At 39.8% G+C, this 16,432-nt stretch carries 14 protein-coding genes and 2 tRNA genes; 8 read left to right on the forward strand and 8 right to left on the reverse strand.

Annotated features, from left to right (window positions below):
• The first annotated feature begins 205 nt into the window (after nt 1–205).
• The 8 genes from NCY30_RS13155 (at nt 206) to NCY30_RS13185 (ending at nt 7,650) form a co-directional block, all read left to right on the forward strand.
• Nucleotides 206–1,465: a glycoside hydrolase family 27 protein gene (locus NCY30_RS13155; protein ID WP_006427715.1), complete on the forward strand. Its 1,260-nt coding sequence runs from the start codon at nt 206–208 to the stop codon at nt 1,463–1,465.
• A gap of 27 nt (nt 1,466–1,492) precedes the next feature.
• Nucleotides 1,493–2,860, forward strand: coding sequence for an MFS transporter (locus NCY30_RS13160; RefSeq protein ID WP_055181974.1), 1,368 nt, complete (start codon nt 1,493–1,495; stop codon nt 2,858–2,860).
• A gap of 13 nt (nt 2,861–2,873) precedes the next feature.
• Complete coding sequence (locus NCY30_RS13165; RefSeq protein WP_161159515.1) at nt 2,874–4,196, forward strand: MFS transporter; 1,323 nt, start codon at nt 2,874–2,876, stop codon at nt 4,194–4,196.
• Between the two features lie 229 nt (nt 4,197–4,425).
• Nucleotides 4,426–4,728 (forward strand): glyceraldehyde-3-phosphate dehydrogenase, encoded by a 303-nt coding sequence (locus NCY30_RS13170; RefSeq protein WP_055181975.1) that lies wholly within the window; start codon nt 4,426–4,428, stop codon nt 4,726–4,728.
• Entirely contained in the window at nt 4,682–4,858 is a 177-nt protein-coding gene (locus NCY30_RS15405; protein WP_334291763.1) for a hypothetical protein, read from the forward strand. Before NCY30_RS13170 ends, NCY30_RS15405 begins: the two co-directional genes overlap by 47 nt.
• A 286-nt stretch (nt 4,859–5,144) precedes the next feature.
• A tRNA-Glu gene (locus NCY30_RS13175) sits at nt 5,145–5,216 on the forward strand.
• A gap of 3 nt (nt 5,217–5,219) precedes the next feature.
• Nucleotides 5,220–5,290: transfer RNA gene (locus tag NCY30_RS13180), tRNA-Cys, on the forward strand.
• A 62-nt stretch (nt 5,291–5,352) separates the two neighbouring features.
• On the forward strand, nt 5,353–7,650 hold the full coding sequence (locus NCY30_RS13185; protein ID WP_250818802.1) for a DNA topoisomerase III: 2,298 nt from the start codon (nt 5,353–5,355) through the stop codon (nt 7,648–7,650).
• Between the two features lie 65 nt (nt 7,651–7,715).
• On the opposite strand, the gene NCY30_RS13190 is transcribed toward NCY30_RS13185, so the two are convergent.
• The 8 genes from NCY30_RS13190 to NCY30_RS13225 all read right to left on the reverse strand — a co-directional run bounded on the left by NCY30_RS13190 (nt 7,716) and on the right by NCY30_RS13225 (nt 16,352).
• On the reverse strand, nt 7,716–9,197 hold the full coding sequence (locus NCY30_RS13190; protein WP_250818803.1) for a glycoside hydrolase family 32 protein: 1,482 nt from the start codon (nt 9,195–9,197) through the stop codon (nt 7,716–7,718).
• Nucleotides 9,198–9,215: 18 nt separating this feature from the next.
• Nucleotides 9,216–10,559 carry a glycoside hydrolase family 172 protein gene (locus NCY30_RS13195; RefSeq protein WP_173734567.1) on the reverse strand — a complete coding sequence of 448 codons (1,344 nt, stop codon included), beginning with the start codon at nt 10,557–10,559 and terminating at the stop codon, nt 9,216–9,218.
• Nucleotides 10,560–10,590: 31 nt separating this feature from the next.
• On the reverse strand, nt 10,591–11,421 hold the full coding sequence (locus NCY30_RS13200) for a carbohydrate ABC transporter permease (RefSeq protein WP_250818804.1): 831 nt from the start codon (nt 11,419–11,421) through the stop codon (nt 10,591–10,593).
• A gap of 2 nt (nt 11,422–11,423) precedes the next feature.
• Entirely contained in the window at nt 11,424–12,296 is an 873-nt protein-coding gene (locus NCY30_RS13205; RefSeq protein WP_055215302.1) for a carbohydrate ABC transporter permease, read from the reverse strand.
• Nucleotides 12,297–12,379: 83 nt separating this feature from the next.
• Nucleotides 12,380–13,702, reverse strand: coding sequence for an ABC transporter substrate-binding protein (locus NCY30_RS13210; protein ID WP_022415734.1), 1,323 nt, complete (start codon nt 13,700–13,702; stop codon nt 12,380–12,382).
• A 240-nt stretch (nt 13,703–13,942) separates the two neighbouring features.
• On the reverse strand, nt 13,943–14,932 hold the full coding sequence (locus tag NCY30_RS13215) for a LacI family DNA-binding transcriptional regulator (RefSeq protein WP_055194163.1): 990 nt from the start codon (nt 14,930–14,932) through the stop codon (nt 13,943–13,945).
• A gap of 116 nt (nt 14,933–15,048) precedes the next feature.
• Nucleotides 15,049–15,687, reverse strand: coding sequence for a DUF1847 domain-containing protein (locus tag NCY30_RS13220; protein ID WP_028087315.1), 639 nt, complete (start codon nt 15,685–15,687; stop codon nt 15,049–15,051).
• A gap of 425 nt (nt 15,688–16,112) precedes the next feature.
• Entirely contained in the window at nt 16,113–16,352 is a 240-nt protein-coding gene (locus NCY30_RS13225) for a helix-turn-helix domain-containing protein (RefSeq protein WP_022416468.1), read from the reverse strand.
• Between the last annotated feature and the right edge of the window lie 80 nt (nt 16,353–16,432).

Raw genomic sequence — 16,432 nt, forward strand, 5'->3', positions numbered from 1 at the left:
CATGATAATAAGATTATAGTATATGATATCAATGTAGACAAGAGAAAGAAAAGACAAAAATAATCTAAAAAATCAGACACGAAACGAATCGATTCAAAATCACAGAAAAAGAAAAAGCTATAGTTATGAGAAAAAAAGTCAGTTTGCAAAAAGTGACCTGTATTTTGTGCACCCTAAAATAATATAGAAAGGTAAGGGAAAAGATATGTTAGAATTTGCAAAAACACCACCGAAAGGATGGAATAGTTGGGACGTGTATGGAGCGTCTGTCACAGAAGAGGAAGTAAAAAGAAATGCGGATATCATGGCAGAAAAGCTTAAAGTATATGGATGGGACTATGTTGTCGTAGATATTCAATGGTATGAGCCGGGGGCTGAGTCTGCAGCATATCGTAAATTCGCAGATTTGAAAATGGATGAATACAGTCGTGTACTTCCGGCCGAAAATCGCTTTCCGAGTTCGGCAGATGGGGCAGGATTTGCGCCACTTGCGGAGTATGTACATAAACTTGGCTTGAAATTCGGCATTCATATTTTGAGAGGAATACCAAGACAGGCTGTTCACGGAAGAATGCATATCAAAGGTACGGACAAAACAGCAGATCAGATTGCTGTTAACAGCATTTGTCCATGGAATTCAGATATGTATGGAGTGGATATGTCAATTCCGGAAGGACAGTTATATTATGATTCTCTTATGGAACTGTATGCTTCATGGGGAGTTGATTTCATTAAGGTAGATGACATTGCATATTCAACGATTTACAGAGATTCTCATAGAAAAGAGATTGAAGGTATTCGAAAGGCCATTGATAAAACGGGACGGGAGATTGTACTTTCCCTTTCACCGGGACCGGCAAGACTTCAGGATGGAAGCTTTCTCCAAAAGAATGCCAATATGTGGAGACTTACAGACGATTTCTGGGATGAGTGGGAATTGCTCTATGATATGTTCGATCGTTGTAATTATTGGTCGCCATTTATCCGTAAAGGAAACTGGCCTGATTGCGATATGCTTCCGCTTGGACATATTGGAATCCGTTCCGGTGAGCGTGGAAAGGCAGACCGTATGACTTGCTTTACGAAACCGGAACAAAAGACAATGATTACATTATGGTCTATCTTCCAGTCGCCACTAATGTATGGCGGGGAACTGGCTGATCTGGATGCCTGGACTCTTTCACTGCTGACGAATACAGAGGTAAATGAAATGCATCGCACGCTGGAAGGACAGAGACAGGAGTACAGAGATGATGAATGGATCGTCTGGTCCGGTGAAAATAAGGAAAGTACATATATTGCAATCTTTAACGTATCAGATGAAAAGAAAGAAATTCCAGGTAAATTGACAGAGCGATATCTTCGAAAAGATGCAAAAGAAATCTGGTCAGGAAAAAAGGTAACAGAAGGAACAGAAGAAGTAGAAAACCATGGCTGTGTACTGTATCAGATGAAAAGAATATGATGAACGTTAGATAGGAGGAATGAAGTGATGGACACAATAGGGAAGAAACTTGGTCTGAAAGAGAAGATGGCCTATGGCTGTGGTGATGCGGCAAGTAATATTATCTGGGCATCTACGGGAACATTCCTGATGTTCTATTATACAGACGTGGTAAATATCAATGCGGCAACGATTGGAGTCATTTTTCTCATTGCCAGGGTGATCAACGCAGTTGTTGCGTTACTTACAGGATGGTTGATTGACAATACACATTCTAAATATGGAAAGGCAAGGCCTTGGCTTTTATGGTTTGCAGTTCCATTTGGAATCGTAACATTTGCAATTTTTGCAGTTCCGGATGTAGCAAAGCTGTATCAGATTATCTATGTATTTATTGCATATAATGCGATGATGAGTGTTTATTCTCTGATTAATATTCCATATGGATCTATGGCTACAATGATGACCAAAGACCAGTATCAGAGAACATTGTTAAATATCTTTCGTCAGTTGTTTGCACAGATTGCAAGTCTCCTTGTTACAGCAGGAACACTCCCATTGATAAACTTTATGACAGAGTATGTGGGGGAAAAGAAAGCGTGGAGTATCGTATATGGAATATTTGGAGTTATTGCAGCAATTCTGTTCTTTTTATGTTTTGCAGGATGTAAAGAGAGAATTCATGAAAATGAAGAGACGAAGACAGAAAAGATTCGTGTTGTTGACGGAGTAAAAGCAGTGTTGAAAAACAAATACTGGCACATGCTGATGGTGATATCCATTTGTATCAATATCTTCTTTCAGGCCATCAGTACGGTAAACACATATTATAGTAAAGCGGTTCTTCATAATAGCAGTATGATCAGCATATTGAATACGGCTTATATCGTTCCTGCAATTGCAACCTTTTTCTTTGTACATCTGGTTGTGAAGAAGTATGGAAAAGGAAAGACTACGATGTTTGGATGGATGATTATCTGTGTCAGCTATGTGATACTTTTACCATTTACAGAAAATACAACAGTACTGATAATCACAGCTGCTATGCGTGGCGTGGGATATTGCTTCCTGCTTGCAGTGTCTTCTGCAATGGTAAGTGATGCAGTTGAATATGGAGAATGGAAAACGAAAATTCGTGTCGAAGGTCTGACATTCAGTATGCAGGGATTTGTAGGAACAATTGCGGCAGGTATTGTTACGGCAGTCATCGGATGGGTACTCAACTTCAGTAAATATGATGGAACACTTTCATTTGCTGATACACAGGCAGGATCTGCAGTACTTGCAATTAAACTGTTGTTTATCGCAGTTCCGTTTGTTGTTGGAGTATTGAATATTATATTGTTAAAATTTTACAAACTTGATAAAATGTATCCACAAATCATTGAGGATTTAAATAAGCGGAACGGAAAATAAGTGGGGAATGTATATGAAGACAAGCATATCAGAAAAAATAGCTTATGGTATGGGAGATGTTGCGTGTAATGTAGTATATGCACTCACATCTGGTCTTATCGTATATTTTTATACAAATGTAATCGGAGTATCAGCAGGAGTAGTAGGTACGATCCTGCTGGTATCTAGAGTGTTTGACGGTGTCTCAGATCTTTTGATTGCCCAATTGATGGATAAGATTAATTCCAGACATGGAAAAGCAAGAGCGTGGATTCTGTGGATGGCCGCGCCGTATGCGGTTTCAGCTACGGCACTATTTGCAGTCCCATCGCATGCGGGCAAAATGGTACAGGCAATCTATATCTTTGTTACTTATAATTTGTGTACGACAGTTGTCTACACGGCATTAAATCTTCCATATTCGGCAATGGCGCCGTTGATGACAAATGATGAAGAGGATCTGGCTAAATTAAATATTTTCAGAATGTCTATGTCGCCTGTCAGCAACATGATTGTAACCGCCTTATCACTGCCACTGATTAACTTTCTTGGTGGAGATCAGAGGGCATGGATTATAGTAACGGCGGTATATGGAATTATTGCGTTTGGAATGCTAATGTGGACCTTTTTAGGAACAAAGGAACGTTTTCACACGAAAGCGGCAGCAGAAGCGGAAAATCTTCCGTTCCTGGTTCGCCTGAAAGCAGCTTTACAGAATAAATATTTTATTATTATGTTCTTGATGGTAATGGCACTTGCTTTATATCAGAATGTCAATGGAACAGTATCTACTTATTATGCGCAGTATGTGCTTGGAAATGCGGAAATTATGGGAGTCATGCAGACGTGTGAGAAAATTCCGTGGATTCTTGGGATTATCTGTATGGCACCATTGATTAAGAAATTCGGAAAGCGTAATCTGGTCCTGGGAGGAGCTATCATATGTATTGCTGCTCAAGTTATTTTGATGATTAATCCGGAAAATATAAAATTAGTTTTAGTGGCTTCCATTCTGCGGGGACTCGGAGAAGCTCCGATTAACGGACTTACGTTCACCATGTTGGCGGATGTGATTAATTATGGCCATTGGAAAACAGGAATCCGTGTGCATGCGTTGATATTTTCAACCTTTACAGTCGGGCAAAAATTTGGTGGCGGTGTGGCCGGATGGGCAATCGGTCAACTGATGCAGCTATCCGGATTTACCGGAAGTGTTACAGAGACAGTGGAAGCTGTCGCAATGATTAAAAATTTGTATATTTACGGAGTGATATTGGCATGGGGATTAATTGCAATTTGTATGTTGGCATATCATCTGGACAAGGAATATGATCAGGTGCTGGCAGAATTGAAATGAAAAACCAGTTGGAATGGGGATTCGTCGAGAAAGCTGATCAGATGTAAAAAATCGTTAATATTTTAATTACTTTTGGACGTGTTGCATTTTATATCGTCCTATGTTACATTGACAACAGAGTACAAAAAGAATCAGAAAGAGCCAAAAACAGTGCCCCTCTAACAACAGAGACCGGAACAGGATAACCGGCAGACAAGTATGTCTTAATCATGACAAATATACATCGGATATGCCGGTTGTATCGAATGCATCATGTACTACGAATTGTCTTGCACCAATCTGTAAAGTTCTGGAAGATAATTATGGAATCGAATATGGGCTGATGTCAACGATTCATGCTGCAACTGCAAAACAAAAGGTTGTGGACAGCCGTTCCCAGAAAGACTGGAGAACCGGACGTTCGGCATTTGGTAACCTGATTCCATCTACAACGGGAGCCGCAAAAGCAATCTCGCTTGTCATTCCGGCTTTAAAGGATAAGATGAGTGGTATCTTCAGATTTTATCGGAGATTCACATGCATCGATCTTTGATGCAAGGCAGGGAATTCAAGTGAATTCCCACTTTTTCAAGGTCATTTGTTTCTATGACAATGAGTGGGGATATACAAGTCAGATATTCCGGCTGATTGAGCATATGGACAGGATAGATCACAATCGCTAATAATTAAGATAACGACAGGGGCATGTAAGATCTGATTCTGATGTAACACGTTTGATTTTATATCATACACTTCTGTAAGGGACATATGGATTCGTTATTACGATTATGAACCGGACAAGATGCGGACAGAAAAAAGCAGGCAAAGCTTTTGCTGTCCGTAGAAAATAAGAAAAAATCTGAAAAATAAAAATTTTTTGGAAAATTCAAAAAAACACTTGCCAAACAACCGAGTTTATGATATATTAAATCTCGGTCGTGTGAAAAACACAATGACAAATAAATATACGGCTCCATGGTCAAGCGGTTAAGACATCGCCCTTTCACGGCGGTAACACGGGTTCGATTCCCGTTGGAGTCATATGGCGCCATAGCCAAGTGGTAAGGCAAAGGTCTGCAACACCTCTATCACCAGTTCAAATCTGGTTGGCGCCTCTTATATAACCTCGGAAACATCATGTTTTCGGGGTTTTTCTATATCTGAAAGGAGTATATATATGAAATCACTCGTACTGGCAGAAAAACCATCTGTTGCCCGCGATATCGCCCGTGTTCTCGGCTGTCACAAGAACATTTCCGGTGCGATCGAAGGCAGCAATTATATCGTCACCTGGGCACTCGGCCATCTGGTCACTTTAGCAGACCCGGAAGAATATGATAAAAAGTTCAAAGCCTGGGATATGTCTTATCTCCCGATGGTTCCAAAGAAATGGGAGCTCGTCGTGATCAAACAGACATCCAAACAATACCATAATGTAAAGACACAGCTTTTCCGGAAAGATGTCTCTGAGATCATCATTGCCACCGATGCCGGACGTGAGGGAGAACTGGTTGCCCGCTGGATCCTGGACAAATCCGGCTGTCATAAGCCGATCCGCCGTCTGTGGATCTCCTCTGTTACCGATAAAGCGATCAAAGAAGGGTTTGCCCACTTGAAGGACGGTCGTGCGTACAACGACTTATATCATGCCGCAAGAAGCCGCGCAGAGGCAGACTGGCTGGTCGGGATCAATGCCACCCGTGCATTGACCTGCAAGTATAACGCCCAGCTCTCCTGCGGACGTGTACAGACACCGACACTTGCCATGATCGCACACCGCGAACAGCAGATCCGTTCATTTAAACCGGAAGATTATTATGGACTGCGGTGTACAACTTCTGTTACCGGTGGTTCTGTCGGCACTATGGCTTCTATCGTCACATGGACATGGCAGCAAAAGAAAAGCGGTTCCCTGCGCTCCTTTAACAAAGAGCTGATAACCGGCCTTGATAAAAAATTAAAGAACCAGACACTTACCGTGACGGATGTGCATACCTCATCCAAACGGACACCTTCCCCGGGCCTCTATGATCTGACGGAATTACAGCGCGATGCCAATAAGCGCTTTGGCTTCTCCGCAAAGGAGACATTGAATATCATGCAGAGTCTGTACGAACACCACAAAGTCCTCACCTATCCAAGAACAGACTCCCGCTATATCGGTACGGACATTGTGCCAACGATCAAAGAACGCCTGAAAGCCTGCAATATCGGACCTTATAAGAAATATATTCCGGAGCTCTTAAAGAAACCGCTTAAGACAAGCAAAACCTTCGTAGATGATAAAAAAGTCAGCGACCATCATGCGATCATCCCGACGGAAGAATATGTCCAGATGGAACATATGTCGAACAATGAACGCAAGATCTATGATCTGGTCGTACGCCGTTTTATCAGCGTCCTCTATCCGGCATTTGAATATGAGCAGACTACACTAAAAGCTGAAGCCGCAGGTGAAACATTTACTGCAAAAGGAAAGGTCATCAAAGCCGCCGGATGGAAGGCCGTATATGCCGATGCTGCATCTTCCGGTTCCTCTGCTTCACAGTATGATGCTTACGGGGATTATGAAGATTCTGAAGATTTTGGAGAAGATTTCCAAAATAATGATATGTACTTAAAGGCTTCAGAGCAGGCACTTCCTGTTCTCCACAAAGGCGACACCCTGACTGTCACACGCACGAATATCACAAGCGGTAAGACCAAAGCTCCCGCCCGTTTTACAGAAGCGACACTTCTGTCCGCCATGGAGAATCCGGTACGTTATATGTCTTCTGATGATAATAAGATGAAAAAAACTCTCGGTGAAACCGGCGGACTCGGAACCGTAGCGACAAGAGCCGATATCATTGAAAAATTGTTCCACTCTTTCCTGCTGGAAAAGAAGGGAAATGAGATTCTTCTGACATCCAAAGGAAAACAGCTTCTGGAATTAGTCCCGGAAGATTTGAAAAAACCGGAGCTTACCGCTTCCTGGGAAATGGAACTTGCCAAGATTGCCAAAGGAGCACACAAAGAACAGGTATTTATCAAAGATATCGAAAGCTACACCAAAGAATTAATTCAGGATATCAAGACTTCCGACGGAACTTTCCGTCACGATAACCTGACTAATACAAAATGCCCGCGCTGCGGCAAGCGTATGCTTTCTGTCAAAGGCAAGAACTCCCGTATGCTGGTCTGCCAGGACCGTGAATGCGGCTACCGCGAGACGATCGCACGCACCAGCAATGCAAGATGTCCGAACTGTCACAAGAAGATGGAACTAATCAAAAAGGGGGACAGTGAGACATTTGTATGCTCCTGCGGCTACAAAGAGAAGCTGGAAGCATTCAAGAACCGTCGTGCCAAAGAAGGTGCCGGCGTATCTAAGCGCGATGTCCAGAAATATCTGAAGAAACAGCAGCAGCAAAATGACGAACCGGTGAATAACGCATTTGCCCAGGCACTGGCGGGACTTAAGTTAGATAAATAATATGCAAAAAGGAATAACAAACCTTTGCTAATCTGGTTTGTTATTCCTTTTCAGAGAGAGAATAATTATTTCATTGTCTTTTCAAGTTCCCATGACCGAATGCTTTCAATCATCAGATCTCCACCAATTGCTGTCATTTCATTTTTCTGATCATCATCCACATTATATATATTACAAGAAAAATTATTCTGATAATCATTGCTGAATATTTCTAATGAAATTTTGTCAGAATAAATATGAATATCCAGATGCTCTTTGCCCATTAAATTCAATGGACATCTTGCGACTCCTTTACTCCAGCCATCGGAATTATTACGGTCAAAATATGCTTCCGCTCTCTTCAGATCAAATAGGATCTCTGTCTTCTTTCCCCGAGACATTCTTAAGTTCAGCCTAATCTTGTCTGCAGTTGATTTTTTCAGATTTATCCGCATTTCCGTTTCATAAACACAGCCACTCCGAAGTTCTTTTTTCTCGTCTTCTTTTATCAGAATGTCCGCTTCTTCCTGCTTATTCTTCCGGAGATCCTGTAATTCTTTTACAGGAATAAACTTTAATGTATTATCTTCTGCTAATACCGCCTCTCTCGGAATGTTAAAGAATCCGCACCAGCCTTCTTGATATGTCGGACCCCAGTCTTTCCAAAATGGCATCCAATCCCATGCATTCGCCCATCCTACCAGAATCCTTCTGCCATCCGGTGCCAGGAATGACTGTGGTGCATAATAATCAAATCCCCAGTCAATTTCCCCTGAAATTGTATAGAAAAATTTTCCGGTATCATAGTCAAAATCTCCCACCAGATAAACACTGGTGCGCTCTTTTCCTCCCATCGGAGAGAACATCAACACATATTTATCTCCTACCGGATAAAAATCCGGGCACTCCCACATATAGCCCCATTCGCCTCTGCTCTCTGCAAGGACATTGACAAATTCCCAGTGGAACATATCTGTCGATTTATACAGTCTTGCCTGTGCAAATCCATTTTTGCTTGCTCCACAGACTACATAATAGGTATCATCATGTTTCCATACTTTCGGATCCCTGAACAGATCTGTTGGAACACCTTCCGGTGCTGTGATCACCGGGTTCCCGTCATATTTTTCAAAGTGGATCCCGTCTTCACTATATGCGATACACTGTGCCTGTTCAAACCCATTTCCATTATTACAGGTTCCTGTATAGATCAGGAATAACTTTCCATCATGTTCAATCGCACTGCCGGAGAAGCAGCCCCCCTTCAAATGATCATCATATACTTCACTTGGTGCAAGCGCTAATGGCAGATACTCCCAATGAATCATATCTTCACTGACAGCATGTCCCCAGTGCATACAGTCCCAAAATCCGGAATATGGATTATATTGATAAAAAAAGTGATACTTTCCTTTAAAATATATCAACCCATTTGGGTCATTGATCCATCCGGTTTCTGCCATAAAATGATAGTCCTGACGAAATTTTCCCTGCTGTACGGTTTCTCTTTTTGCTTCAATTTCTTTCTGGGCTTTTTCTATTCTTTCAATCATCAGTTCTTTTGACATATTGTGCCTCCGATATTATTACTTATATTCTTCACGAAGCTTCTTTGCAAATTCAGTATTAAGCTTTGATTCCCGGCGGGCCTTATTTTCTTTAATTCTGAACTGTTCTTCTCTTGCAGGCTTATACTCTTCCCAGCGTTTTGCCCATGATTCTCTCGCTGCTTTCATTTCTTCTGTTAATTCCGGCATCTGAAGATTGCGTTCTGGAAGTACCGGTACATTTGGAATTCTCTCTTCTACAGGAAGAATCGTAATTGGTTTTGCTGTTGGCAGTGTCTGATACCAGTATGCTGTTGAACTCCAGTCATCTGACAGATGGTTCGCATGTCCATGTTCAATCGTAACTTTCAGACTCTTCTCAAATCTTACTGGATCTGTAATGTGGAAACGATAAGATACCTGGAATCCATCCGTATCACTTTCATGTACAATAGTTCCAAAGAATGGATATGCATTTTTCTGCATTCCCCATGCATGGTTGAAATAATCCTCTGTTCCTGTACCATTTAATGACGGGTATTCCTCTCCATCAATGAAGAACATATCATTTCCTTCTCCCCACCAGCTTCCCTGGTAGTGTTTTACAGTAAGGTTACATCCTACATAATGTCCCGTTCCTTCTACGTCAAGCACCGTATAGTTATTCTCACCTTTAAAATTGGTTACATTATTAACTTCCGGACAGTTTGTCTGAAGGTCTGGTCCCCAGCCCTGACAAGGATTTTCTCTGTGCCAGCTTGCATGGAAATATGCTGTATTCTCATCCAGTGGCTCTTTATACATTTCATAGTCAATATTGAAATATAAAATAAATGGAAGTTCGTTTTCATTTACAATCTCAATTTTTGCTTTTTTATTAAAAGGCATTGGGAAATAGCATGACACAGAACAAGGAGCTCCATATCTTCCTGCTTCTTCTGGTTTCAGCGAAACATTAAATGGCAGCGAAGAAAAATTGCCCGGATAACTGTTACCAATACAGAAGAAATCTCCCAATGGTGCAAGTACACTTGGTGTATCCTGATCATCCCATGTAATCTTGATCAGAACTTTTCTATAATAGAATGGATCATAATCATCCCAGATAACTCCAAGTGCCGGATGAATCTCCATAACCGGAGCTGCTGAAGCATTTAATACCGGATCAAGAATACTTGGTGCTACTACTTTTCTGCAGGAAGAAGTCATCCAGATATGTGTGATACATCCAGGTCCTTCCACTTCTCCAAGAGAGATTGTCTCACCTGCCGGGATTTCCCAATAATCCTGATTCTTACCTCTCTGATCCCAGCTGGCAAGTCTTCCGTTTCTGGCTTTTTTTACAGTTGTCAAATCTTTAAATAATCCTGATACATTGCTCATAATATAAGTCTCCTTTTCTTTTTGTTAATAATTATCCTTTCACAGCTCCCGCTGTCATACCCTCTACAATATTCTTCTGGAATAATCCATAGAAGATCAGTTCCGGAACAATAATCATAAGACTGGATGCTACAATTCCACCATAATCTACCGTATAATTTCCTTTGAAGAATGAAGCTCCCATAGAAAGTGTATAATCAGATACATCTTTCAGCATTACAGATGCATACGGATATTCATTCCATATGTATAACACGTTAAAAATGACAATTGTTGCAATAACCGGCTTTGCCATTGGCAAAATAACTTTCATCATCAGCTGCCAGATGTTACAGCCATCTATTACAGCCGCTTCGTCAATTTCCGTAGGAAGCTGTTTCAAATATGCTGTCAGAAGAAGCGTATTGAATGAAATCGAACTTGCTGCATATGGAAAAATCAATGCCCATTTTCCTTTCAACCCGAAAAAGATATTAATCTTATATACCGGGAACAATAAAATAAATGGTGAAACAGATAATCCCAAAATCAAAAATCCATACAATAAACTCTTTGCCTTCGGATGCTTAAATTCCATTCTTGCAATTACGAAAGAGCTGCAGAATGTAATAATAAGTTCCAACACAACAGATAATATACATACAACAAAAGTGTTCGCATATAATTGTGGAAAGTTTAATGTTTCCAATGCATGTTTGAAGTTGTCGAGATTAAATGCCTTCGGCATTGCCAATGGATTAGACATGATCTCTGAACTTGATTTGAACGAAAGCAATACCATCCATAAAAATGGAAATACAACAATCGCTGTTATAATGATCATCGCAGCATACATTGCAATTTTCTTTCTTTTCGGTACCATTCCTATTCACCTCTTTCTCTTGTAAGTATTGAATAAATACCTGTGATCACCAGTGAAAGAAGGAATGTAAATGTAGCCAGAGACATTCCATAACCATAATCTCCACTGTTAAATGTCATTGAGTAACTATATGTAACCAACGTCTCAGACAGATGGTTTGGACCTCCTCCTGTTGTCTGCTGCACAATTTCAAAGATCTTAAACACCCCTGTAATGATCAGAACCGCTACTGTTGAAATCGTTGATTTCATCATTGGAATTGTGACATACATTGTCTTCTGTATAAAACTCGCACCATCTATTTCAACTGCTTCCAACACCTCTCCCGGTATCATTTTAAGACCTGCAATAAATACCGTTACCAGATATCCTAATTGCTGCCAGAAATAGATAATCGCGATACTGTACGGAGACAGTGTATTGCCGCCTATCCATTTTTGTTTCAAACCAGATGCCCCTATCGCATCCAGAACATTATTGATAATACCAATGTTTGGATCTAATATATAAACCCAGATAATTCCAACAATGATCGGTGCGATAATCGCAGGAGAAAAGATTAATGACTTTGAAAAATCCACTCCTTTTAATTTATTATTCAGTAACAAAGCAATGAGAAAAGATAAAGACAATAACAATACAAATGCCAATATAAACATAATCATTGTGTTCTTTAAGGATATCCAAAACAAACGGTCTTTAAATAATCTCATATAATTTGTCAATCCGTTGAATGTAGCCTTTCCAATTCCAGAATATTTTGTAAAACTATATCCAATTGACATTCCAATAGGAATAATAATAAATACCATATACACAACCAGTGTCGGAATTACCAATCCTATCTTGTATCTCTTTTTACTTAACCAATGCATACGCTCATCCTCTTTATATCCGGGACCACCATGACAAATCTTCATGGCGGTCCCATGCAGTGTCAGCCAATATTAACGTCTGTCTAGTTTGCTGCTGCCGAATCCATATTTTTTAAAGCATCTTTCGGACTGTATGTTCCTTGCATAACACCAAATATTGCATCATACATTGCTTCCTGAACTGCCGGAGTAACTGTCTGGTCCGGAGCTGCTTTTGGTGTTTTCCATCCATTTCCAAGTGCTGTGATCATTGCATTCATTGCATACTGTGAATCTGTTGCTGCAATACCATCATAATTGGTTGCCGGGAAAATGGATCCTTCATAAGAAATCTTTGCTGCTTCTTCTCCATAATAATATTTCAAAAATGCATACACAGCTTCTTTTGCTTTATCATTATCTTTTACCGCTGAACTTACTACCAGCGGAGCTGCCGGAACTTTCATTGCAATATTCTGTTCATAAGAAGAATCCTCAAATTTTGGTCCCCACCAAAATCCGATGTGTTCACCGATATTTTTATCAAATTCTGCACAGTCCCACTGACCTGTTCCGAACATTGCTGCTTTTCCTTCATTAAAAAGCTGTTTTGCGTCAAAATATTCGATTGTTGCCATATTTTCCGGAAATGCTCCGGCATCTGCAAGTCCTTTTATTTTTTCAAAACATGCATTCATATCATCGTTTGAATATTTTGCCTTATCACCAGTATAGGATTTTTCATTATCTTCCCATCCATATCTTGAAAAGAATTCATTGAACTCCCACATTGAGTATCCACTGTTCTTACTTCCGATTGCGATTGGTGTAACTCCTGAATCTTTCAGTTTTGCGATCATATCAAGGAATTCGTCATAAGTTGTATCATCTGTTGGATAAGCAATCCCAGCTTTATCAAACAAATCTTTATTATAGAAAAATCCCTGAACATTACTTTGATATGGAAGTCCATACTGTACTTTTCCATCATTGAATGCATCTTCCATACCATCCAGTGCATCATCAATGTCTTTATTTTCTTTCAGGAAATCAGACATATCTAATAAGTATTCGGCCTCATTGTATTTCGGTGCCTCCGCTGAATCTAAATGTACAATTTCCGGAAGACTTCCATCCTGTGCTGCCAATTTCATATTTTTTGAATGTGCTTCTGTATCAGCTGCCACGAATTCTACTTTATATTTTCCTTTATTTTCTTTGTTAAATCCCTGAACAATATTGTAAGTAACCGTTTCCTGTTTTTTTGGGTTTGCCACATGAATACCAAATTTAATGACGGTTGCCCCGTCCGCATCCGTTTTTGCTTCTCCTGATGACTTACTTCCTCCGCATCCAGCAAGCAGTCCCATCGACATCGCTGCAACTAATACTGCAGATGTAACCTTTTTTAAACTTTTTTTCTTCATAGTTTTTCCTCCCTAAATGAGTAAATTATTGTTTGTGGAACCCGTTCCATGTTTCTTAAAAAAAATAATTCCGCATCTTTTTATGGAACCCGTTCCATGTTTGTTAAAAAAAATAAATTCAGCTGTGCACGTGACTGATTTGTATAATCTATATATAACTCTTAGCTGCTCAGATGTCAACATTTTTTCGTCATTTCGTTTATTTTATCAAATTTTGTGCACTGTTTTTGTGCATTTTTACTATTCCATTGTTGTTCTCCCCTTTCTCACAGATACTCCTAATGTTACTTTTTCATTTTTATATGTCTTCCCATTAACCAATTCACAAATTAACCTGGCCGCCTCTTTTGCCAGTTCTTTTATCGGTTGAACAATTGAAGTCACACTTGGTTCTACTATCTGTGTAATATATGTTCCATCATAAGCCACACATTTTACATCCTTCGGAACCTTTTTATGTCTTCGGATAACCTCATTCATACACTCGATTGCAACCAGATCTGTTCCGAATATCCCATCAAATTCCCATTCATCCAGTCTGTCAAACAAATCTTTTACCGCATACTTATAATACTCCAGATCAAATTTATTCCATGCCAGTTCATAATCAAAGCACTCTACTCCCTGTTCCTTCATAATTCTTGCGAATTCAAAATGTCTTTCATGATATGGCGACTCTACTGCAGTTGCACCTCTGAAATGTACTATTTTTTTACACCCATTCTTAAGCAGAATTTCCGCCGCCAGTCGTCCGCCCTCCTTATGATCGACTGTAACCACAGGAATATCTTCTCCCAAATAACGGTCAAATGCAACGATTGGTTTTTTTATCTTTTTGTACTCTTCTACATCTAAGGAATGTACACCTGTAATCACACCATCCACGATATGCCTGTTTAACATATCCAGATATTCGAGTTCTGCATTATGTGCCTTATCTGTATTACATAACATGATCTTGAATCCTTCATTATAGAGTTCCGCTTCAATATTATGTACAAGTTCTGCAAAAAAAGGAATTTCTACTGTTGGCACCAGAACGGCAATGATCCCACTCTTTTTATGATACAGATTTCTGGCAAGTTCATTCGGTGTATACTGAAGATTTTTCATAGCCTCTTCTATTTTTTCACGTGTCTCATCCGATACATATCCACTGTTATTCAGTACTCTTGATACTGTTCCAACACCGACTCCTGCCTTTTGTGCTACATCTTTTATACTTGCCATGTTTACACCCCCTCTCATTTTAATAATTTATTATAACAGAACATTTACACAAGCTCTAGTTTCATTTTTCGCTTTGTTATATCTTCATGTATCTTTAAACGCCCAAATTAGAAATATTACTCTTCTTCACTCTTCTTCAACTTCGAATAATAACTATCCGCAGTATAAAGCGCCGCCACCGGATTATGCCCCAGTACACGGTCTTTCGTCACTGCTGTCGTAGTCAGTGCCTCGGAATATTTGTAAAACAGACTGTCATGCCCCACACAAAGTCCGACCACAACATTCAGGTCCGTCTTCGCCTTGTTCAGAAGCTTTGCCTGCAGGATCGGATTACACATATTCACACCGACACCTTCGCAGCATTCCGGGATGCCGACCGATGTTTTCTTCTGTGTCCCTGCCTTGCAGCCGACACCATACACCTCAAAACCGTGTCTGCGCAGGATATCTGCCAGGATACGGCTTTCTTTCAACAATCCGACACAGGTTGCGATCCCGATCTTTTTCGCATTAATCTTCTTTGCGAAATCCATGATTTCTTCAACACGGGTATGTTTGCAGTAATTCTCATACTCTACTTCAGCTGCAGCGATCGTTACTTTACGGTTGTCATCCTCGTTATAGCACTCCATTGCTTCATTTAAGACTTCTTCATCCATGTGTGTTGTCAGACAGAAATCCGGATAGGTTTTATCCATTTTGTTGCAGTTTTTTACTGCGCAGTCGATACAGGACATGTCTTCTTTTTTCATTTCTTTATTCTCCTTTTGTATACCTTGGTATCTACAGCGGCCTGCCGCTGACAGATTCTCTAGATTAAGCTTTACTTTGTAAAATATCCTCTATTTACTTTATAATAACAAATACTTATACTACAGACAATGGTTTTCCGTTTTTATTTTCTTATTTTTTGTAGTTCTTTTCTATGAGAAACGTTCCCCGATTCAGGGTTGATTTGTCATGAATTGTCGATTCTGATTTCTGAAAAATTATTGAAAATTAACATTTAAAATTTGAAGATATATGACAGTCTCTCTGATAGACCATCATCTGTGGGTTTATACTATCATGTATACTATTTTTCGTCAATAAAAAGGAGATTATTGCACTCATTTATTAATAAGTTATAATAATCTCCTTTTTTAATCATCGCACGTTTAAAATCTGTAGTCTTTTTTTACTTTTCCGCTATCTCTTGCTCCGGTTCTTCATCCTTCTCCAACACAAGTATATCCGCAATACTGCATCCCACATAATCGCAGATCTTCGCGATCGTGGCCAGATCAACTCTCACGACTTTGTTCTTACAATAATTATTCAGCTGGGTATGCTGCAGCTTACATGCATAGCATAACTGATTCTTGCTGATCTTCCTCTCTTTTAATACCTTTTCCAGTTCAATCTTAATTCTACTCATCTTTCGTACCATCCTATAACTGAAGTATACTAAGATTTCGGTTGAAAAAATAGATGTGATAACTTACACTGTATTTATAT

The organism is Dorea sp. MB18-49 (assembly GCF_023669465.1).
Taxonomy (GTDB): domain Bacteria; phylum Bacillota; class Clostridia; order Lachnospirales; family Lachnospiraceae; genus Dorea_A; species Dorea_A longicatena.